The organism is Cytophagaceae bacterium, from assembly GCA_016722655.1.
GTDB lineage: Bacteria > Bacteroidota > Bacteroidia > Cytophagales > Spirosomataceae > Leadbetterella.
The window spans coordinates 855,623-877,713 of sequence record JADKIR010000005.1 but is presented as its reverse complement, the minus strand read 5'-3'; the positions used below and the strand labels follow the sequence as shown (position 1 = coordinate 877,713).

Below are 22,091 nucleotides of genomic sequence, written 5' to 3'. Positions count from 1 at the left end.
GATTCAAAACTAAAGAATTTCTTCAAATACTTTTTCCAGTTTTATGATTGAGTTTTCAAAACTATAAAGTTCCAACACTTTTTTTCTGGCATTTTTACCAAATAATTTCCTATCAACCGGATTTTGATACAATTTTTCCAAATTTTCAATCATTTGGTTAATGTTGAGATAATCAGCTCTGTAGCCACAGTCGTTTTCTATAAATTCGTCGGCACCACCTGTATTTTTAAAACCGGCAATTGGTTTTTCACAAAGAGCGGCTTCAAGTACTACCAAAGGAAAAGGATCTTCACGCGAAGAAACCAAAAATACATCTAATTGATTTATAATTTCTACCGCATCGGGGGTGGGCTCTATCCATATAATTTTTTCTGAAATTCCCAGTCTTTCGGCATCGTAGGCAAGTTGAGAAAAGTATTCATTGTCTTTCTTAATACCTATCCAGACAAATTTCCAGTCTGGATGTTTAAGAGCAGAAGTTGCAATTAAAACAAATATGTCTGTCGCTTTTCGCCAGTCCGCATTTCCGCAGGCTCCAATCAGGAATGATTCGTTTAATCCATATTTTTCTTTGATATAATTATTATTGCATCTTGCTTGACGGTCAATTATATCCTTATTATCTACAAATGAATGAATTACAGTTAAATTATCTGATTTTTTATATTGCAAAAGGTTATCAGCAACTGCCTGAGAACAAGCAATAACCTTGTCTGAAAAAGTAAATAGATTTTCTAAAGAATCTGGCTGACCAAACTGTGCAATAGAATAACTGAGTTCGTGAATATGACTGATTATGGGTTTTGCAAAAGTATTTTTTAGTTTTTCCAAAATCCCAACAGATGCAATGGTGTTGACATAAATTAAATCAAATTGAAATTTTGATGCTAATTCATCTATTGCATTCTGGTGCTTTTTCCTTTTTAAAATGCTCCAATTATTGATATGTTCCGGTTTGTTAAGATAAAATGTTGGGAAATTGCTTTCAAATTCACTCTTCAAAGTTCCCCAAACGTCAATTGCGAGTAAGACCACACCATAACCTTTTGATTTTAGGTCATTCATGACATTTAACAGAAAAAGTTGAGCACCGGCTCTGTTGACATCGTGACTTACAAAGAGAATATTTGGACGTTTATTTGACAACCGAATTTATTATTTTACAAATTTTCGAAACTATTTCTGATTCCAAATCAGGATATAAAGGTAAAGACAAAACTCTTTTTGAGATACTTTCACTTATCGGGCAGCTTTGGGTGCTTTCTAAAAAATCCAGCTCATTTAAAGATGGGAAAAAATATCTCCGCGGATAAATATTCTCTTCGTTTAGTCTTTTTATAATCTCTAATGTGATATTTTCTGATTCAAAAACTAGAGGATAATAGGCGTAGTTATATTCAAGATGTTGAGATTTTTCAGTTACTTTTTCGATTTTTTCGAAATTCAACTGTTTATCATATTCAGAAAATACTCTTTTTCTACCTTCTATTATTTCAGGCAAATGTTTTAAATTACAAATTCCCATGGCGGCATGAAATTCGGAGTTTTTTCCATTAATCCCAGCAGCATAATAATTATCCAGAACATGACCAAAGCTACGTATTAGCTTTATCTTATCGAAAAGTTCTTTTTCCTGGCATACCACACTACCCCCTTCAATGGTATGGAATACTTTGGTCGAATGAAAACTACAGGTAGATACATCTCCAAATGTAATCAGAGATTTGCCTTTGTATTTTACCCCAAAAGCATGTGCTGCATCATAGATTACTTTCAGATTATGTTTTTTTGCTATTTGCTCAATTTTTTCAACATTACATGGGTTACCATATACGTGCGTAGCCAAAATAGCTGAGGTTTTTGGAGTTATTTTTTCCTCAATCAAATCAGCATTGATATTGAGATCTGAGGGATTAATATCTACAAATACAGGCGTAAGATTTTCCCAAATAATTACATTGGTTGTGGCACAATAAGAAAAAGGTGTTGTAATGATTTCACCCTTAAGTTCCATTGCTTTTAATGCGAGCTGAATCGCAATAGTGCCATTACTTACAAAAAGAAAATTTTCATTTTCAATAAATGTTTTTATTTCATTTTCAAGTCTGACAGATAAAGGACCATTGTTAGTCAATATTTTTGAACCCCAGATTTCATCCAATAACACATCGTATTCTTCTTTTGGAGGTAAAAAAGATTTGGTAACGTTTATCCTGGTATTATTTATGGTTTTTCCCACTTTGAAAATTATAATAACTCTTTTTGAATCGAATTTACAACAATCATTTTTGGTCTGATTGAACCTGGCCATTTGCCATACCAGTCAGTGCCATCTCTGTAATCTAAAATATCAAAAGCCAGGGCATCTTCAAAGAAATAAACTGGGGCAATACGGTCTCTCACAATCATAATGGAAATATAATAAGAGCCATCATTGAGGAAATCTCCAGGGATTTGGCAGGAAGATTTAATTATTCCTTTTTGATAAACTTTTGCTTCATCACCTACATTAAAAATACATTCTCCGGTCATCGCATATAGGAATATACTGACGTTGAGCTCTGAATTGGGAACTAAATTCCAATATTCAAAACTTATTTCAAATGCAGTTCTGGTATCAAAATTATCCTGCAATAGATCATTTTTAGGAATCAAGTTAATACTTTTTATTCTTATAGATTCGTTTCCCGGAGCGGTGTCGATGTCATTCCAGTTTTGAGTCAGTTGAAATTTTGAAACATTTTTCACGTATTCATTGACTACCTCGTCAATCTTTCCATATTTAATCAATTCTCCACTTCTAAGGTATGCTCCTTTGTTGCAAAGTCCTTGAACAGCAGTAAGGTTATGGCTAACAAAAATAAGTGTTCTTCCACTATTGGAAACATCTCTCATTTTACCAATACTTTTTTTCTGAAAGTCAGCATCTCCCACTGCAAGAACCTCATCAACTACCAGAATTTCCGGCTCTAGATGTGCGGCAATAGCAAAACCAAGTCTAACATACATGCCCGAAGAATAGCGTTTTACAGGGGTGTCAATAAACTTGGCAATCCCTGCAAAATCAACAATAGCGTCAAAATGTTTGATAATTTCTGATTTTTGCATTCCTAATATTGCACCGTTCAGAAAAATATTTTCACGTCCTGTGAGTTCTGGGTGGAATCCTGTACCTACTTCCAGTAAACTGGCCATCCGGCCCTTTACTTTTACAATACCTGATGTTGGTTGGGTAATTTGGCTCAATACTTTTAAAAGCGTCGACTTTCCCGCACCATTTGCACCTACAAGCCCTAGTCTGTCACCTTGTTTGACTTCCATGTTGATATCTCTCAAGGCCCAAAACTCTTCTTTGTCTATTTTTGATTGTGAAGGTTTCAGGACTTTGCTAGTCATACGGGTAATTGTGTCACGAAGATCATCGTTTGAGCTACCTTTTTGATTTAAAATGTATCTTTTTGAGACATTTTCGATATGTAAAACCGTATTTGACATATTTTCAGATATAATCGACAAAAGAATTTTCATGCTTTCTGAAAAATCTGAAAGACATAAAAAAGGTAATTACTATAAATATTAATAAAGGTATAAATGAAGCCCAATTAAATGGTGCAAAATCACCCAACATGGCCCAACGCATAGCGTCAATGCAACCTGTAACAGGGTTTAATAAAAATATCTTGAAGGCCCAGGGATTTGAAAATTTTGAAGCTGCACTTGATGTGAGATAACCAACTGGGGAAATAAAGAATCCAAATTGTATAATAAAAGGGATAATTTGACCAATATCTCTGAATTTTACATTAAGAACTGCAGTAATCAATCCAATTCCAAATGTTGCGAAGAAAGTAAGCAAAACAAATACCGGTACTAATAATATTTTCCAATCAGGAACAAATTGAAAATAAAAGCACAAAAATATGAACAAGCCCAATGAAATTACTACATCAACTAATCCAAGAAAAACTGTCGATAGGGGTATTATTAATCTCGGAAAAAATACTTTGGTGACAAGATTGGAATTCATCACAATACTCATACTCATATTCAGCAATGATTGGGAGAAAAACAACCAGACGATAACACCCGGAGCTACTACCAGCGTAAAAGGAATTGTATTATCGGTATCTAATGAACCGATTTTCCCAAACGCAAACGCCATGACTATGGTGGTAATTAATGGACGGAAAACACTCCAGCCAACACCAAGAATTGTTTGTTTATACTTAACCAAAATATCCCTTTTGGCAAGAATCCAAAGCAATTCTTTGGATTGCCAAATGTCCCGGATGTAGTCTAAAGTGGATTTATTTGCGGTTATTATTCGCTCTTTGGAGATCATAAATTACTGAATTTGATTATCACGCATTATTTCAAGATAGGATTTTCTTAAAGATAAAACAATTATCATTGAAAATAAGGCAATTAATCCATTGATGCGAGTACTTATACCAGCTTTTGAATAAATGGTTAACGGCAACCTGACAGGCTCTAAAATTGTAAAAATTGGGGTTCTTTCAAAAAGAAGTCTATTTAAGTTTTCGACGTTTGCTAATTGAGTATAATATTGATTTGAAAGATAATTATTATCTCTGGTCAATTGCTGTTGTTTCATAGGTCCCGTTGGATCTACGACGTTAGGTAAATCAAATGTCAACCTGGCAATTTTCTTATCATTATTTCTCATTAAGTAGGAGAGGCTGTCAAGTCTACTTGATTGTATTTCAAGGAGTTGTCTAGTCTTCTTGGTTTTCATTTCTTTATAGAAATCCTCTGTAGCGAGCATAAGTGTTTCCAACCAAAGTTTTGTCAGTCTTTCGTGGGTAGTTTTCCCAACGAGAACAAATAAACTGGAATTTTCTTTTGGAACTAATTCTGTCGCAAAATTTAATTTGGTATATACATCCCCAATGATTTGGTTTTCATAAGGAGTAAAATCATATATGGATTTTTTGGAGAATTTATATGTTGAGTAAGCAGAAGGGCCTGAGAAAAAGTTTCCTGCCCATTCATTTCTTTTTATATCGCTACTGTCAACAAATATATTAATAAATAAGTCCTTTCTATCTCCCATTTTAACTTCTCTCATGAAAGCATTTTGGAAAACATTAACAGAAGTAACAATTGCTCCAAAATTTGAAGAAGCAAGTATATCCCCTCCTTGCGACTGTCCTCCTCCTATACCAAAGGTATTTGCCAGACCTGTGAGCTGATTTTGGCCCGAACTTCCATCTAATTCAAGATGGAAGACTATTTGACCTGTATATTCCTTATCATTAGAAGTTGTAGTGTTTTTAAAAGTATCGTAACCTGTTCCTAATAATAATGCAATTAATAATATTTGCCAATTTTGACCCAGAAAATTGAAAAATTTAAAAATAGATTTGATAAATTCTCTCGTTGAGACTTGTTCACTTTTAATTTCAGAATTATTCATTTTTTTAATTTCCATTCAATTTTAATAATGAAAAAATTGAAACTATAGATGTTAGAGTAAAGCTTAATGTAGTTACTAAACTAGACATATTAGAAAATTGAGCAGCAGTATTTTCAGTTCTTCCTGGTACAACAATTTCGCTTCCGGGTTCAATTTTTGGGAAAATTCTTACAAATAGAAACTTACGGGTTCGGTAAACAGAGCCGTTTGGATATATTACAAAAGCTCTTGCTCTTGCAGACTTCTTTGTAAATCCTCCAGATCTCGAAATGTAATCAATAAACTTTAATCCAGAGATAAATTTTACGGTAGTAGGATATAAAACTTCTCCTTCAATTCTAATTGTTTGAAGCCTTTTAGGAATATTGATAATGTCCCCGTCCTGTAAAATAAGGTCTTCGGCAGAGCCCGGATTTTTCAGGATTTTCTCCAGATCAATACCTACAGATTCGATTATTTGATTGTCAAGAACTTCTTCTTCAGCAGTAAAAGTTTCTTCAATTTCTTCAGGAGCTTTTTCAGTAGTAGATTTTATCTTAGTATTATTAAGATTAAGACTTGAAAGTACATCATCTCTCTGGTTCTTTTCATAATCACTCAAAAGAGTTTTCCGAACTAAGGTAGCACCTTTTATATAGGATTGCGGGCTTAATCCTCCAGCCCGGTTAATTAAATCTGAAATTTTTTCGTCTTTATATTTAATTCCATATTTTCCAGGGAAAATAATCTCACCTTTAAGTATTACAAAATTCTGTTTTTCATAATTGGGTGAGGTTCTGATAAATACTTCATCAAATGGTAACAAATAAAATGTTTCTTTTTTATTATCTACTAAAAGATCAGATTGAATTTCAAATTCAATGATATCAGATATTTGAGCATCAATTTGTTTTGGATCCACATTTCTCTTCCTCCTAACAACCTCAACTTTTGATAAAGAAGCAGCTTCTGTTAGGCCCCCAACTTTTACAATTAGGTCTTGGATAGTCATATTTTTTACAAACGGAACCTGCACACCCTCACTAGCTAAGGGATTGTTAATAGCACCTTGAATTTTAACAAAAGATGTCTCTGTCAATTCAAAAATACTAGGGACAAAAACCTCATCAAGTCTTTTTAAGAAAATATCAGAAACTCTTCCAGAATTGATTTCTGCTAAATTAACAGATATATTTTGAATAGAAAGATCGTCATTTGTTCTAATGATATTGATTCTCCCTTGTAAAGATTCTTCTTTAAGTCCTTCTGCTGACTTTATCAGACTGGTTAGTGTTTTGTTATTATCTAATGAATATTCTCCGGGTCTGAAAACTGCACCAGAAATGGAAACTATGTTTTCAAATCTGTCAAGTATTTTTCCAACAACTAGTGAATCACCTGATTGAATTGCAGTTTTATTAAATTCATCTGATTTTACATCAAGAATTTTCCTTTCAGTGGGTGTATTTCTATAAATTTTAATTCTATCAGAATATGCATATTGGTTAAATCCCCCAGCATAGTTCATTAATTGACTTAAATTTTCATGTGGTAATACTTCAAATAGCCCGGAACGCTTCATATAGCCTTCAACTGCTACTCTCGATACATATGGTCCTACCTGAATATTGTCTTGTTCTTTTAAAAGCATATCACCTTTTGAAAAGCCTTTTGTGAAAACATCATATAAATCTAAAGTACTTACAACACGGTTATTACGAATTAATTTTATTTCTCGGTAAGTCCCTATTTCATTAGGTCCGCCACAAGCATAAAGGGCATTGAGCATACTTGTAAAACTAGTTACCGTATAAGTTCCTGGTGCAATAACTTCACCTGTTATTTTAATTTTGATTGATCTGTAGCCTGTAAGAGATAATTTAAGAAATGTATTGGCCGGATAGCCATTACCTCCATTTAAGCCTAAATAGATTTTTGATAGTGCATTTTTTATTTTTTTCTCTGCTTCATCAATATTTAAGCCGGCCACATTTACAATTCCAGCTTTTTGAAGAACAATGAAGCCATCTGTATTAACTGTAGCAGTTTGATTTGCCTGGGAATAACCATAAATATCAAGGTTCAACTTATCGCCCGGTCCCAAAACATAATTATTAGGTGTGGCAACGTTTACATTTGCCGAGGCATCAAATTTTGAATTTGAAAAAACCGAGCTTCCAAAAGTGCGTTTAATAATTTTTGATTTTGCCAAATCTTTTGCCAGTTCGGCTTCCCGGTCTAATCTTGTCTGTTCTTCCAACTCTATAGCCTGCAAATCTGCAGGTTCCATTGTAATATCTCTGGTATTGGTAGTGGCATTGGTTGGAGTCCTGTTAATTGGGGTTGTCCTGTTATTTGTTGCCTGTTTTTCCTGTGTATTTTTGGTTGTTGGAGTGTTTGTTGTTGGAATTGGGTTGTTTTGAGTTTGGGTTTGACCCATAACTACAATATTTGTAGCAATTATCGTAATTATTAAAACCAGAATTTTCGGTATTCGAATTGTCTTCCTAAATTTGGGAAATTTCATTTTGCAAATAAGTTTTACTATCTGTTTTGCCGTTTTTACCTGACAAAATTAACAGAAGAATTTCGGTAAATTAAATTTAAAAGTCTTTATTTTTAAAAGTACTTTTTATTGCAAAGTAAATTATTTTTTTTCTGAATTACAAATTTCAATAAGTAAAAATGGCTGAGGACAGTAAAGTTCTATACGACGAAGACAGTATTAAATCACTTGACTGGAAAGAGCACATCCGTTTAAGACCCGGAATGTATATCGGAAAATTAGGGGATGGTTCCTCTCCTGATGACGGCATTTATGTTTTATTGAAAGAAGTGGTCGATAATTGTATCGATGAATTTGCGATGGGTCATGGAAAATCAATTGATATCACAATTGATGAAGGAAAAGTAACTGTAAGAGACTTTGGGCGTGGAATTCCACTTGGAAAAGTCGTAGATGTGGTGTCAAAAATCAATACCGGTGCTAAATACGACAGCAAAGCTTTTCAGAAATCTGTAGGATTAAATGGGGTGGGGACCAAGGCTGTTAATGCACTTTCAAGCTATTTTAAGGTTATTTCTTACAGAGAAGGCGAAGCTAAAAGTGCTATTTTTGAAAAAGGAGTTTTGATTGAAGAAAGCGGACTTGAGATAACTTCTGAAAAAAACGGAACTTATGTTGAATTTATACCTGATGCCAGCGTATTTAAAAACTACCATTTTATTCCACAATATATCGAAAACATGGTTTGGAATTATTGCTATCTCAACGCACAGTTAGCTTTAAATTTCAACAAGAAAAAGTATATTTCTCAAAACGGTTTACTTGATTTACTTTTAAGAAAAACCGACGAGGCTAGTTTAAGGTACAATATAATTCATCTTAAAGGTGCTGATATTGAGGTGGCTATCACCCATGGTAACCAATACGGAGAAGAATATTATTCTTTTGTCAATGGCCAGAATACTACGCAGGGAGGTACTCACTTATCGGCATTCAAGGAAGCGATTGTAAAAACAATAAGGGACCATTATAATAAAGATTATGCACCTGAAGATATTCGGCAGTCAGTTATTGGGGCCGTTTCAGTAAGAATTCAGGAACCCGTTTTTGAGTCCCAAACCAAGACAAAACTGGGTTCAACCAATATTTCCTTAGAAGATAATGCCACAACTGTCAGAACATTTGTAAATGATTTTCTGAAAGAAAAACTGGATAATTTTCTTCATATGAATCCAGATGTTAAAGACGCATTGAAAAAAAGGATCGAACAGTCTGAAAGAGAAAGGAAAGAATTGGCCGGTGTAAAGAAAATTGCGAATGAAAGAGCAAAAAAAGCCAATTTGCATAATAAAAAACTAAGAGATTGCCGCTTTCACTTAACAGATGAAAAGTATGAAGGAAGGCTTGATACAATGCTTTTTATCACTGAAGGAGATTCGGCGAGTGGTTCGATCACCAAAGCCCGAAGTCCTGAAACTCAGGCAGTGTTTAGTTTAAGAGGTAAACCCCTTAACTGCTATGGTTTAAGTAAAAAAGTGGTGTATGAAAATGAAGAATTTAATCTTCTTCAACATGCTTTGGATATTGAAAATGGTATTGATACCCTTCGATATAATCAAATTATCATTGCCACAGATGCGGATGTCGATGGTTCTCATATCAGGCTGTTATTGTTGACTTTCTTTTTGCAGTTTTTCCCTGATGTGGTCAGAGAGGGGCACTTATATATTTTGCAAACTCCTCTATTTAGGGTAAGAAATAAAAAAGAAACTATATATTGTTATTCTGATGAAGAAAAACAAAATGCCATGAAAAAATTGGGAGGTAAACCTGAAATCACCCGATTCAAGGGTCTGGGAGAGATTTCCCCTCATGAATTTGAAGAATTTATCGGCAAAGAAATAAAACTGGATCCTGTGATTTTTGAAAAAGAATCATCAATTCCTAAAATATTGAGCTACTACATGGGTAAAAATACCCCGGAAAGGCAAGTCTTTATCATTGATAATCTTATCATTGAAAAGGATATTATTGAAGAAAAAGAGATAGTTTTGGAAGACTAAATTAGAAATAAAGTGACATTAGAAGATCTGAGAAAAGAAATAGACCACCTTGACGATAATCTGCTCAATTTACTCAATCAAAGAATGAAATGGGTTCAGAAAGTAGGTGAATTTAAAAATAGAGGTAAGGAGATAATTTACCGTCCTGAAAGGGAAAAACAGATTGTTGAACGTCTGGCAAAACATAACGATGGTCCTTTGACAAAAGATGCTATCGAGGCAATTTTTCTTGAGATATTTGCTACTGCCAGAAATATTGAACTTCCTGAAAGAATTGCTTATCTCGGGCCTGAAGGGAGTTTTACTCACCAGGCTGCCGAAAGTCGTTTTGGTGCCATGTCAGAATATATGACTTTACCTACAATCAGAGCGGTTTTTGAGGCAGTTGAGACCGAAAGAGTAAGATTTGGTGTGATTCCCATCGAGAATAATCAGGAAGGCATTGTGTTTGAAACCGTGGATTTATTAAATGAAACCAATGTAAATATTGCTGCCGAATTAAAAATTCCAGTGCATTTTGCCCTGGCAACAGAAGCGGAAAACCCTTCTAAAATAAAAAGGATTTATTCAAAAGATATAGCTTTCAGACAGTGCCGCGGATTTTTGAATAAATATTTTGAGCAACTCAATCCCGAGGAAATTCAGGTAGAATCAACATCAAAGGCTGCCAAACTTGCTGCTGAAGATCCTGAAGCAGCGGCAATTTGTAGTGAGATAGCAGCAAAATTATTTCGGATTCCGGTGTTGTTTAACAACATCGAAGACAATAGTAACAATCGCACCCGTTTCTTTATTTTATCAAAACATTTCGAAAATCAACCCTCAGGCAATGATAAAACTACCTTGATTGCCCGATTGCCTCATACGGAGGAATCAGGAGTTTTGGCTGATTTTCTTCAGGAATTTAAAAAGCAAAAGATAAATCTGACCAAAATCGAAAGCCGGCCACATAAAGGCAATGAAGATTTCAATTTTTGGTTTTTTATTGAAGTTCTGGGATATTATAAAGATCCGAATTTTTTGAAAATCTTGAAAAAACACAAAGATCAAATCAAGATATTGGGTAGTTATGTAAGAAATGCCTGATTGATCAGAAAATCAAATAAGGCGTTTTAAGTTGTTTTTTGGTATCTTTTTTAGAGATTTTATTGTCAATTATTTCCATATAGTAAATGTGATATTCTCCCGCTGGAATCACTTTTACAGGAAATGCCGTCCTGTATTTTCCTGAGTAATATTTCGCCGAGGTTAAAAAGGAGAAAATTGTATTTTTTAAATTTTTTGCCGGAAAAATAAACTTATACTTATCATTTTCTATCGAAAAATACGCAGTTTGATTTTCCGTAATAATATCCTGATTCGAAATTTCCAGTGTACCATCCACAATCTGATAATTCAGATTATTCATAATCCCTGTTATCTCGATTTTGTCAAAATTGTCAAGAATATTTTTCGGAAAAATATATTTTTTATCCCGAAACGGTTCATCTAGTAAAGGATTAAGTCTGCCTACATGACTTGAGTCACTGTATTGGTTAGCCCAACTGTGATTTTTTTGCCAATTGATGCCGTCAGTTTCACCATTGATTCTTATGTATTTGGCTGTATCAGTATTATTGTAATAAGAAATAATCAGAATAAATAATGTAAGAATTGAAGCAGAAATTGTGAATGTTTTTTTGAATTTTATATGGTTTAAAATGAATAAATAAACCGAAACACTCAGAAATGTAGAGTTGATAGTATATCGGCTTAGCATTGGAAAACCCGTCCTTGAGATTCCAATCATGAGTCCGGTGGCGAATATAAATCCAATAGTAACTATCAAAAACTGGTCACTTTTGGCTTTTCTCAATTCATCTAATTTTAATGGGAAAATGTATTTTCTTGAAAAAATAAATATAAATACTGCTATAAGAATAAATCCATATAATTCTAATAATAAATGTTTTATCCCACTTTGACTCACTCTGGAAGACAAATCAGTGATATTTTGAAAATAAGCACCCAAAAACTCAAAAACGTATCTGAGGGCGGCAATCGGATGGTCCAGAAACGAAACTTTAGGTCCCCACTCAGGTTTGTGATACCCCCAGAAATATAAACCAATGGCGATCATACCTGAAGGAAGCCAGGTTTTAAGATCAGAAAATCGTTTATTGAAAACCAGTATTATGATACCAATCAAAAATGCGAGGATTCCGTTGCCATGGCTGTAGAGAGCTAAAATAGCAAATATCACTGCCCATAAAAGCGATTTATTTTTTCTGAAAATCAAAAAATAGAATGAAAGATAAGCATAGAGCATCACAGAAAAGTTTTGGAATGGCACCATCAGTGATTGCAGACTTTCATAATACTGAGCCTGAAAAATTAGAAAAACTACCGGGATGAAATATACGTAATTGGCTATTTGTTGTTTAGTAGATTTTATTAGAATAAATAGCAGGCCGATGAGATTTATAAAGCCCAATAAAGCAAGGGTTTTCATTTCAAAAGTGCCTCTGAATAAATAAATGATAAGCATAAATAGCCGGTCATTTACCACACGATGCTCATTATTTAAAGAAAAAAACAGTTTAAGTTTTTCAATTAGAGGCTGGTCTGAAAATAAATTATAAACGGGAAGCATAATTCCATGGAAATCGTCCCACCAGGGTATATTGGCAGAAATTTCATACTGAAACCACCATAAAATGCCAATTGCAATTATGGCTACAATCCAAAATATGGTTTTGTCAGATTTTCCCATTTAAAAATTTTCTTGCTATTTCGCAATCCAACTCGATTTGTCCTATCAAATCCTTTATATTTTCAAATTTCTTTTCATCCCTGATAAATTCCAAAATCTCAACTTTCAGATTTTCACCATAAATATCGTCAGAAAAATCAAAAATATGAACTTCCATTGAGGTCCCGGTTCCATCCACAGTCGGTCGATTTCCGATATTCATAATACCTCCATAAGTCTTGTTTCGTAGTTGCACTTTAGTGATATAAACACCATTTTTAGGAACCAGTTTATAGTTTTTTTGAAGAGCTACATTTGCTGTCGGAAATCCTATAGTTCGACCCAATTGCCGCCCTTTAATAATATGCCCTGAAAAGGAATAAGGTCGTCCCAGAAGTTCATTGGCGGCTTTTATCTTTCCTTCCAATACTGCCCGACGAATCTTGGTACTACTTATGGTAATATTTTCTATTTCTTGTCTTGAAATCTCCGTTACTTCAATTTTATATCGGTCAGAATGTTTTTTTAGATAGTCAATGCCACCTTCGCGATTTTTACCAAACCTGTGGTCATAGCCAATAACCATGGCTTTGGTTCCCAAACCTTTGACCAATATTTCATCGATATATTTATCAGAACTCAACTCCGAAAACTCCCTTGTAAATGGTAAAACCACAACATGGTCGATTCCGAGTGAACCCAGGAATTCAATTTTCTCATCGATTGTGGTCAGCAACTTGAGGTTATTGTCATGGGGAGAAATTATAAGTCTTGGATGTGGCCAAAAGGTCAATAAAACGGTTTCTCCGCCCAATTCCCTGGCCTTCTCTATAAGTTTTTTGATAATTAACTGATGTCCCAGATGTACACCATCAAATGTGCCTGTAGTAACTATGCTGTTACCATTGTGTTGAAAATCAGAGAGTTTGTAGTAAATTTTCATTCGAAAGCTTAAGTTTTTTTACCATTTCTTCTACGCTTTCAGCGTTTGAAACATTGAATTCTCCGATTTTTGTTCTTCTCAATTCTGACAGGTAAGCACCAGATTGCAGTGCCAGTCCAAAATCTCTGGCAAGACTTCTTATATAAGTTCCTTTTGAGCATACTACCCTGAATTTTATTAAAGGAAAAGAATCAGAGTTTATTTCAAATTCAGTGATTTCCACTTCTCTGGCCTTTAGTTCTATTTCTTTGCCTAATCTGGCTGATTCATAGGCACGTTTCCCATTTACTTTTATAGCCGAAAAAACAGGAGGTATTTGAGAAATTTTCCCTAAAAATGAGATCCTTGCCTGCTCTATCATTTCTTTTGTTATGTGATCGATGGGGTGGGTATGATCTACTTCTGTTTCAAGGTCAAAAGAAGGTGTAGTTTTTCCAATGGTAAATTCCCCTGTATATTCCTTGACCTGAGCCTGATAAGTTTCAATTTCTTTGGTTTTTTTTCCGGTGCAGAGGATCAAAAGTCCTGTAGCTAATGGATCTAGTGTGCCTGCATGACCAACTTTTTTGAATTTTCCGGCATATCTTATTTTATTAACCACATCAAATGAAGTCCAAGTGAGAGGTTTGTCGATTAATAAAACGCTGTCATTGAAAGGGTTATCCATTAAATCACTTTTAAGTCAACACCTGCAGCCAGTAATCCCAGCAACAAAACTCCTATTACTATTCTATATATTCCGAAAACCTTGAAGCCGTGTTTTTGTAGAAATCCAATGAAAAATTTAATAGCAATTATGGCAACAACAAATCCTACCAAGTTACCAATCAACAATAGTTTTACTTCTTCAGCATTAAAATTCAAAGTGCCTTTCATAAAGCCTTTTCCCAATTTTAGCACTGAGGCACCAAACATAGTGGGCACCGCAAGAAAAAAAGAAAATTCAGCGGCAGATTTTCGGCTTAAACCCTGAAACATACCACCAATGATAGTGGCAGCAGAGCGTGAAACTCCGGGAATCATGGAAATACATTGAAAAAGCCCAATCATGAAGCTATCTTTGAGAGTACTGTCTTCCTTTTGTGGTTTTTTCTCGAAATAACTATCAATAAAAATTAAAATTACGCCACCTACCAACAAACTGATAGCCACAACCCAAACGTTTTCGAGTAAGGAATCAATGAAATCGTCTAATAATAAGCCCAATACCGCAGCAGGAATAAAAGCAACGATTAGTTTTTTATAAAATTCTAAACTCTGAAAAAAACGTTTCCAGTAAAGTGCAATTACAGCCAATATGGCTCCAAATTGTATGTTGACTTCAAATATTTTAGTAAAGGGATGCTCAGCAATTCCAAGAAATGCCGAACCAATAATCATGTGCCCGGTAGAGCTTACAGGCAAATATTCTGTTAAGCCCTCAATGATGGCTAATATAATTGCTTGAAAAATTGTCATAATTATTTTTTAAGAATCGCGTAAAGTTCGACCATAAAACCTGCAAAAGCTACTAATGGTCCAAGCGTGATACCTAAAAATCCAAAGCCAAATTCTGTTTTGTCAAGGGTCATGATTATGAATCCGGCAATAATTAATGCAACACCGGCCAACATGAAAACATAATTTCCTTTTTGAAATGGAAGCGAAGAAGTATCCTGATTTTCGGTGTTTTCTTTTTCTTTATTTGATTTCATAAAAACTTAAATTTAAAATTATTAATAAAGTTTATCCAGATCCAATTTATGGTATCTGATTATTGACTGATAGGTACTTAGGAGCCCAATGATAGGCCCTAAAATCAAAAGTACAAAAAATAAACCAAGCATTGCCCTATCATTTTGAATCAAAGCAAGACCATCTATTTGAGATGTAGCCAGGTTTTTTGTTAAAAATATTAAAATTATACTAATTACTGAGGCTATAACTCCTTGAATTATTCCTTTTATCAAAAACGGTTTCTGTATAAAAAAGTCAGTTGCTCCAACCAATTGCATTGTTCTGATTATAAATCGCTGACTATACAGTGCTAGTTTTATAGTATTATTTATCAATAAGATAGTTGCCACAAAAAATATGAATACTATCAAGGCTAGAATTTTATAAATTTTATTGACATTGGTTATGATGCCTTTCAGAAAGTCTTTTGCATATTCTACTTCAAACACACCAGTAAGTTTTTCAATTTCAGTTTTGATATTTTTGAGTTGTAGCTCACTGATATTCTCCTCTTTAAGTCTGATTGTGAAAGAATCCCGGAACGGATTTTCTCCCAAAACGGCTTTATAGTCTTCTTTGGTGTCTTTGTAAAATATCTCAGCAGCTTTTTCTTTCGAAATAAGCTGAACCTGAGCCTCTCCGTTTTTAATTTCGGCTATGCCCATGGCCTCAATTTTATGTTTTAAAGCTATTATTTGAGTGAAATCCAGGTCTTTTTCGAGATAAGTCTGAACTTCAATATTTTGTTTTACGTACTTAATCAATTCCTTTGAAGACAGGGCAATCCAACCACTGAAACCTATCAGAAAGAGGGCTACGGTGAGACTTATCGTTATAAGAATCCCGGGGTAACTGCCTAGATTTCGGTTAAATACCATTAATTTATATTAAGTTTCACAAAGTTAATTATTAATTTTTGCTAAGGAAGGCTCTGTTGGCAATTTTAAGGAATTTTAAATCTTATTCACCTCTTTTTTGCTTCTTCTTTTAGTGCATTCCACTCTGCCACTAATTCAGGCATGCTTTGCTCTATGATCTCTTCTACAGTTGAAGTTATATATTCGAGGCTATGAGAATCATCAAAATATATAGGTTTTTTAAACTTTACACTTAATTGAGTATTCCGTTTTTTATATTTAAGACCGGTTTTGTTAAAGGCCCTTCTGAAACCATTGATTACCACAGGCACTACGATAGGTTTATTGGCCAAAATAATATGTGCAGTACCTTTTCTGATAGGTGCGTATGGGCTGGTAGTACCTTGTGGAAAACTCACCACCCAGCCATATTTTAGTCCCTGGGATACTGAATCTCCGGCAGATTTATCGACGTCCCGTTTTACATTATGACCGTCGGCACGCCAGCTTCTATCAACCAAAATAGCACCTGCCAGGCTAAAAAGCTTTGGAATAAGGCCTGATTTCATAGTTTCTCTGGCAGCAACATAAAAAATTCTAGCTCGTGGCGAAAACAGGTAAATTGGAATCAGTTTTTTTCCAAAACCCCATTTTACATTACAAAAAATATGATAAAATGTGATTACGTCGGCAAAATAAGTTTGGTGATTTGAGATAAAAAAAACGTTTTGACTTGGCAGATCTTTCAGATATTCTGTGCCTTCAATTTTTAGCTGATTGGCAACTGCTATTCTGTAATAAGTAGGCCAACCGGCAACAAACACCACTATTCTTTTTAAAACCATCCAGTTGCCAAATGGGTCTTTTTGGAATAAACCGAAAATATCCAGATACGACAATGCCCTCAAATATGGGTTGGAGGTTTCCACCGGTACGGGCATAAAGTTTTTTATAATCTTAAACATTTTTGGTTAATTCGTAATCCAGTTTATATTGGTAATGGCTAGTTTATAAAAATCAGTTTCTTTTATCAATCTCGTCTCTGATTTTTGCGGCTCTTTCGTATTCTTCGTTTTTAATAGCCTCATCCAGCATTTTTTTGAGGTCTTCTAAGGAGTTAGAATATAATTCCTTAGATGATTTCACTTTGATGTTTTTGGGTTTGGTTTCCGCAGCATCATTTGAGATTTCATCAGAACTGATTCCCGCTTCCTTCATTACATTTTCATAAGTATATATAGGGGCGTTGAATCGCAGGGCAATTGCAATAGCATCTGATGGCCTGGAATCAATGTTTTTTTGACGAATGCCGTCAGTACAAATAATTTTCGAGAAAAACACACCTTCCGAAATCTCTGATATCTGAATTTCTTCAATCGAAAAATCAAAGGATTTGGAGAAAGATTTAAATAAATCATGGGTTAAAGGTCGTGTAGGCATTATCTTCTCCATTTCAATCGCAATGGCCTGAGCTTCAAACATTCCGATAATTATGGGCAAGCGTCTGTCTCCATTGGCTTCATTGAGTATCAAAGTAAATGACCCCGCCTGCAATTGGCTGGGTGAGAGGTCTAATATTTCAAGTTTTATCTTATCCACGGTGCAAATATAAGGACAAACCTCATTGAGTGTGTAATCGATGGCACACATCAATTTAAAAGTAGGCCGGAATATGGGTTATTTTAATTCGAAATTAATGAAGTTTTTGTCTAAAATCAAGAAATTTGTTCGTGATTACTATAATTGGAGCTTTACCAGGTAAATTATTTAAAAAAATAGTTTTCGATACCCATTCCAAATAATGCAAAATCATATTTTACCGGATCTACAGGATCCAATAATTTCAAATTTTCTGTAATTTCTTCTGCCATATGCCAGTCGGGTTTTGGTCTGTCTGTAAGTCCCAGAATTCTGGCAGTTTTTTCAACATGTACATCACAAGGTATTATTAATTGTGTAGTTTTCAGGTTTTTCCAAATTCCAAAATCAACACCTTTCCTGTCTTTTCTAATCATCCATCTTAGAAACATATTGAGCCTTTTACATGCCGAATGATTGGCTGGAGTAGAAATGTGCTTGGTGGTTCGTTGCGGATAATCAGAGGAAGAGAAGAAATATTCTTTAAATCGCACCAGATTTATTCTGACATTTTTTTTATGAATATTTTCAATCATAAATGCATATTCCAGGCTTTCAAATTTTGAATAGTGGTTTTTGAAAAACTCTATAAAATACAGCAGGTCTGTGAAGTTAAAGGTACGATGAACAAAGTTTTGGAGCTGTTTTAGGTCTGATTCTGAATGGTTTAACACAAAATCATGCGGTGAAAAATCCATTGCCTGCATCAGGTCATTGCATTTATTGATAATGGTTTTCCTTTGTCCCCATGCCAGAGTTGCCGCAAAGAATCCTGCAATTTCGATATCCTGAGTTTTTGAAAATTGGTGGGGAATTGAGATTGGGTCGTTTTCAATAAAATTGGGCTGATTATACTGAAGATATTTTTCATTCAGCAAATCTATGGTTTCCTGAGAAAACATTCCCGTTGTTTTCATTATTTCGAAGAGTAATACTCTATTGAAGCCCTGATTTTTGAATCTTTTGGTCTTAATTTATAATAAGCAAATGGGGAAAGTTTTATCATAATTTCCTGATCAGCACCTACCTTCTTCAGATTACCGATTACCCTGGCAGTAATTGAATTTCCGTTGGCTTCATTGGTGATTGTAATGAGTGTCCCAACTGGTGCTGTACGGTGCATAACAAGATTTTTATTTGTACGGTTTCCTGTACTTATTACCTCAGCCACCCCAACTTCATTATGTTTTTTACCAACCGGTTTTATTACCAAAGCTTCCTTTTTACTTTCTTCTTCCAGTTTTTTACCAATTTTTTCGATTTCGGTTTTATCAATCAAAAGTTTTTGTCCGATTTTTATCAGGTTGTCACTAATATCATTGGCTTCAACAAGGTAACTTATGTCCAGGTCGTATTCTTTTGCCAAGGAGAAAATTGTATCACCGGTTTTTACGACATGATATTTTTGATTTTTGGTTTTTTCTGAGGCTTTTGTAGGTTTTTGAGAATTTTTATAGGCTTCAACACTCACATGTTTTCCGTTTTTTAACATCGGAAAAACCAACTCTTGCCCAACTTTTATTGTAGAATTTGCTTTTAAAGCACTATTTAATTCAAAAACCTCTGCAGTTTTTGCATTGTATTTGTTGATTAACGAATACAAGGTTTCACCTTCAGCTACTTTATGTTTGATGAAAACCAGATTATGTCTAAACTCTGTGGCTGGTAAGCCGGAGTTTTGCGAATATCCTGAAAATGAACAGTTAAAAATACTTGATAAAAGAGTGAATAGGAATATTTTCTTCATGTAAAGCACATTATTTCTTTACAAAAGTAGGATTTATTTTTAATTTGTCTTTAAAAAAACTAAAAAACCTACTTTTAAAACTTTAGCTTAATTTTGTAAAAAATAACAACAAATTGAGAATATTGGGTGTAATACCTGCCAGGTACGCTTCTACCAGATTTCCGGGAAAATTACTTAAAGAAATAGGGGGGAAGTCAATCATCAGGATGGTTTATGAGCAGTGCCTAAAGACCAAAAGTCTTAATCGGGTCGTAGTTGCGACAGACAATGAATTGGTTTTTGACCATGTGCAAAGTTTTGGTGGTGAGGTGATTATGACATTAGAGTCACATCAAAGTGGAACAGACCGCTGTGCCGAGGTGGCCAAAAAACTTCATGGTAATACTGATTTTGATTTTCTGGTAAACATTCAGGGAGATGAGCCCTTGATTGATCCGGAAACTATTGATTCCCTTTGCTCTCAACTTGATATTGACACTCAGATACTTACGGCCTATAAAACCATAAAAACACTTGATGAATTATTAAATCCTAATTTGGTTAAGGTGGTTTTAGGAGAAAAAAATCAGGCATTATATTTCAGTAGGTCACCAATTCCTCATATTAGAGGTGTTGAAATTGATCATTGGCTAGTCAGGAATGACTTTTATCAGCATATTGGATTATATGTTTTCAGTGTGGAAGTTTTGGAAAAAATTGTAAGGTTTCCAGTGTCAAAATTAGAAAATCTGGAAAAATTGGAACAATTGAGATGGCTTAGTAATGGATTCAATATCAAAGCTGTAGAAGTTGAATCTGACAGTATTGGAATCGATACTCCGGAAGATTTCGAGGCACTGAGGCAATTTTTACAAGGTAAATGACGTATCCCATTAATAGGGTATAAAAAATAATTAAGAAAAAGCAATGCAAAGATTCACCATTTTATGGGCCGACGACGAAATAGACTTACTTAAACCATATATAGTTTTTCTCGAAAATAAAGGTTACGATGTTACACCTGTACCTAGTGGTGCAGATGCAATAGATCTGGTCGAAAAAAACAATTATGATCTCATTTTTTTGGATGAAATGATGGCCGGAATGACCGGATTGGATACTTTGGTACAAATCAAAAAAATCAAAGCCCATATACCTGTGGTGATGATTACCAAGTCAGAAGAAGAGCGGATAATGGAAGAGGCAATAGGCTCAAAAATAGCCGATTATCTTATTAAACCCATCAATCCGAATCAGATTCTGCTTTCCATAAAAAAATTGCTCGATAATAAAAGGTTGGTTTCTGAAAAAACCAATTCCAGCTACATGCAGGACTTCAGGCAGATATCGATGCAATACAACGATGACCTGGACTTTAATGAGTGGGTAGAAATATATAAAAAACTTGTTTTCTGGGAGTTGGAAATTGACCGTTCGGTTGATAAATCGATGGAAGAAGTTTTTTTGATGCAAAAATCTGAAGCCAATATCAGATTTTGCGAATTTGTGGAAGATAATTATGAAGGCTGGATGACCGATCCTAAAGTCAAAAAACCTGTTTTTTCATTTAATCTTTTAAAACAAAAGGTTTTCCCTTTGATAAAACCTCAATCACCTCTGTTCTTTATTCTGATTGATAATTTCAGATTGGATCAATGGAAAATCATGGAAGAAATCATCAATGATCTGTTTGTGGTGGAAGAAGAAGATACATACTTTTCGATATTACCAACTGCAACTTCTTATGCCAGAAATGCGATATTCTCAGGTTTGTCGCCTTTGGAAATGTCAAAACAGCATGCCGATCTTTGGGTTAACGATGAAGGCGACAATGAAGATGGCTTAAATAAAAATGAAGAAGAATTTTTGAGGAGACAACTGAAAAGAAATAATCTCAATCATAAATTTTCTTATCATAAAATACTGACTAATAATCAGGCTAAATCTCTCGTGGATGGTTTTAGCAATTTATTAAAAGACGATTTGATTGTGGTGGTGTATAATTTCATAGATATGCTTTCTCATGCCCGCACCGATATGGCCGTGATTAAAGAACTAGCACCTGATGAAGCGGCTTACAGGTCGATTACCCGTTCATGGTTGTTACATTCACCATTACTCGATTTTTTGAAATTAATTGCATCAAAAAATGGACGTGTGGTAATTACTACTGACCATGGAATGGTAAAAGTGAAAAATGCCAAACGTATAGTTGGAGATCGGAATGTAAATACTAATTTAAGGTATAAACAAGGCAAGAACCTTAATCTTGATGATAAACGTGATGGAATTATTGAAGTTAGAAGACCTGAAAACTTCAAATTGCCCAGTCCAAATGTTTCCACATCGTATTTTTTTACAACTAACGATTACTTTTTTGCCTATCCCAATAATTTCAATCATTATGTGAGTCATTATCGGGATACTTTTCAGCATGGTGGAGTATCTTTGGAAGAAATGATAATACCTTTTGCAGTTTTGAAAGCGAAATAGAC

20 protein-coding genes are annotated in these 22,091 nt (G+C 34.4%); 4 read left to right on the top strand and 16 right to left on the bottom strand.

Going from position 1 to position 22,091, the window contains the following annotated elements; genetic code table 11:
- Positions 1–9: 9 nt before the first annotated feature.
- From IPP61_19655 to IPP61_19630, 6 genes are read right to left on the bottom strand one after another with little or no spacing between them, the layout of a single operon-like run.
- Positions 10–1,146: a glycosyltransferase family 4 protein gene (locus tag IPP61_19655; protein MBL0327343.1), complete on the bottom strand. Its 1,137-nt coding sequence runs from the start codon at positions 1,144–1,146 to the stop codon at positions 10–12.
- Entirely contained in the window at positions 1,136–2,311 is a 1,176-nt protein-coding gene (locus IPP61_19650; protein ID MBL0327342.1) for a DegT/DnrJ/EryC1/StrS family aminotransferase, read from the bottom strand. Before IPP61_19650 ends, IPP61_19655 begins: the two co-directional genes overlap by 11 nt.
- The gene (locus IPP61_19645) at positions 2,248–3,495 is read right to left on the bottom strand and encodes an ABC transporter ATP-binding protein (GenBank protein ID MBL0327341.1); all 1,248 of its coding nucleotides are present in this window, start codon (positions 3,493–3,495) and stop codon (positions 2,248–2,250) included. Before IPP61_19645 ends, IPP61_19650 begins: the two co-directional genes overlap by 64 nt.
- Positions 3,496–3,499: 4 nt before the next feature.
- Positions 3,500–4,342 (bottom strand): ABC transporter permease, encoded by an 843-nt coding sequence (locus IPP61_19640; protein MBL0327340.1) that lies wholly within the window; start codon positions 4,340–4,342, stop codon positions 3,500–3,502.
- Positions 4,343–4,345: 3 nt separating this feature from the next.
- Positions 4,346–5,437, bottom strand: a complete 1,092-nt coding sequence (locus IPP61_19635) for a hypothetical protein (GenBank protein MBL0327339.1) — start codon at positions 5,435–5,437, stop codon at positions 4,346–4,348.
- Between the two features lie 4 nt (positions 5,438–5,441).
- The gene (locus IPP61_19630) at positions 5,442–7,943 is read right to left on the bottom strand and encodes an SLBB domain-containing protein (GenBank protein ID MBL0327338.1); all 2,502 of its coding nucleotides are present in this window, start codon (positions 7,941–7,943) and stop codon (positions 5,442–5,444) included.
- Between the two features lie 158 nt (positions 7,944–8,101).
- On the opposite strand from IPP61_19630, the gene IPP61_19625 reads away from it, so the two are divergent.
- On the top strand, positions 8,102–9,985 hold the full coding sequence (locus tag IPP61_19625; GenBank protein MBL0327337.1) for a type IIA DNA topoisomerase subunit B: 1,884 nt from the start codon (positions 8,102–8,104) through the stop codon (positions 9,983–9,985).
- Between the two features lie 12 nt (positions 9,986–9,997).
- Positions 9,998–11,071 (top strand): prephenate dehydratase, encoded by a 1,074-nt coding sequence (gene pheA / locus IPP61_19620; GenBank protein ID MBL0327336.1) that lies wholly within the window; start codon positions 9,998–10,000, stop codon positions 11,069–11,071.
- A gap of 4 nt (positions 11,072–11,075) precedes the next feature.
- Here the strand turns inward: pheA and IPP61_19615 are convergent, their stop codons facing one another.
- The 10 genes from IPP61_19615 to IPP61_19570 all read right to left on the bottom strand — a co-directional run bounded on the left by IPP61_19615 (position 11,076) and on the right by IPP61_19570 (position 19,617).
- Complete coding sequence (locus IPP61_19615; protein MBL0327335.1) at positions 11,076–12,737, bottom strand: hypothetical protein; 1,662 nt, start codon at positions 12,735–12,737, stop codon at positions 11,076–11,078.
- A complete protein-coding gene (locus tag IPP61_19610) occupies positions 12,724–13,659 on the bottom strand; it encodes a bifunctional riboflavin kinase/FAD synthetase (GenBank protein MBL0327334.1) in 936 nt (311 codons plus the stop codon). The genes IPP61_19615 and IPP61_19610 overlap by 14 nt, the downstream gene beginning before the upstream one ends.
- Positions 13,634–14,326 carry a tRNA pseudouridine(55) synthase TruB gene (truB, locus tag IPP61_19605; GenBank protein MBL0327333.1) on the bottom strand — a complete coding sequence of 231 codons (693 nt, stop codon included), beginning with the start codon at positions 14,324–14,326 and terminating at the stop codon, positions 13,634–13,636. The genes IPP61_19610 and truB overlap by 26 nt, the downstream gene beginning before the upstream one ends.
- Positions 14,326–15,117: an undecaprenyl-diphosphate phosphatase gene (locus IPP61_19600; GenBank protein ID MBL0327332.1), complete on the bottom strand. Its 792-nt coding sequence runs from the start codon at positions 15,115–15,117 to the stop codon at positions 14,326–14,328. The genes truB and IPP61_19600 overlap by 1 nt, the downstream gene beginning before the upstream one ends.
- Before the next feature lie 2 nt (positions 15,118–15,119).
- Complete coding sequence (locus IPP61_19595; protein ID MBL0327331.1) at positions 15,120–15,353, bottom strand: DUF3098 domain-containing protein; 234 nt, start codon at positions 15,351–15,353, stop codon at positions 15,120–15,122.
- A gap of 21 nt (positions 15,354–15,374) precedes the next feature.
- The gene (locus tag IPP61_19590) at positions 15,375–16,253 is read right to left on the bottom strand and encodes an ABC transporter permease (GenBank protein ID MBL0327330.1); all 879 of its coding nucleotides are present in this window, start codon (positions 16,251–16,253) and stop codon (positions 15,375–15,377) included.
- Positions 16,254–16,339: 86 nt separating this feature from the next.
- Positions 16,340–17,197 carry a 1-acyl-sn-glycerol-3-phosphate acyltransferase gene (locus IPP61_19585; GenBank protein MBL0327329.1) on the bottom strand — a complete coding sequence of 286 codons (858 nt, stop codon included), beginning with the start codon at positions 17,195–17,197 and terminating at the stop codon, positions 16,340–16,342.
- Positions 17,198–17,249: 52 nt separating this feature from the next.
- Positions 17,250–17,831: a bifunctional nuclease family protein gene (locus IPP61_19580; protein MBL0327328.1), complete on the bottom strand. Its 582-nt coding sequence runs from the start codon at positions 17,829–17,831 to the stop codon at positions 17,250–17,252.
- Positions 17,832–17,995: 164 nt separating this feature from the next.
- Positions 17,996–18,772 carry a TIGR02757 family protein gene (locus IPP61_19575; protein ID MBL0327327.1) on the bottom strand — a complete coding sequence of 259 codons (777 nt, stop codon included), beginning with the start codon at positions 18,770–18,772 and terminating at the stop codon, positions 17,996–17,998.
- A gap of 14 nt (positions 18,773–18,786) precedes the next feature.
- Positions 18,787–19,617, bottom strand: a complete 831-nt coding sequence (locus IPP61_19570; protein MBL0327326.1) for a LysM peptidoglycan-binding domain-containing protein — start codon at positions 19,615–19,617, stop codon at positions 18,787–18,789.
- 113 nt (positions 19,618–19,730) lie between these two features.
- Between IPP61_19570 and kdsB the strand changes: the two genes are divergently transcribed.
- Both kdsB and IPP61_19560 read left to right on the top strand, forming a co-directional pair.
- Positions 19,731–20,480 (top strand): 3-deoxy-manno-octulosonate cytidylyltransferase, encoded by a 750-nt coding sequence (kdsB, locus tag IPP61_19565; protein MBL0327325.1) that lies wholly within the window; start codon positions 19,731–19,733, stop codon positions 20,478–20,480.
- 43 nt (positions 20,481–20,523) lie between these two features.
- Positions 20,524–22,089 (top strand): bifunctional response regulator/alkaline phosphatase family protein, encoded by a 1,566-nt coding sequence (locus IPP61_19560; GenBank protein ID MBL0327324.1) that lies wholly within the window; start codon positions 20,524–20,526, stop codon positions 22,087–22,089.
- Positions 22,090–22,091 lie beyond the last annotated feature (2 nt).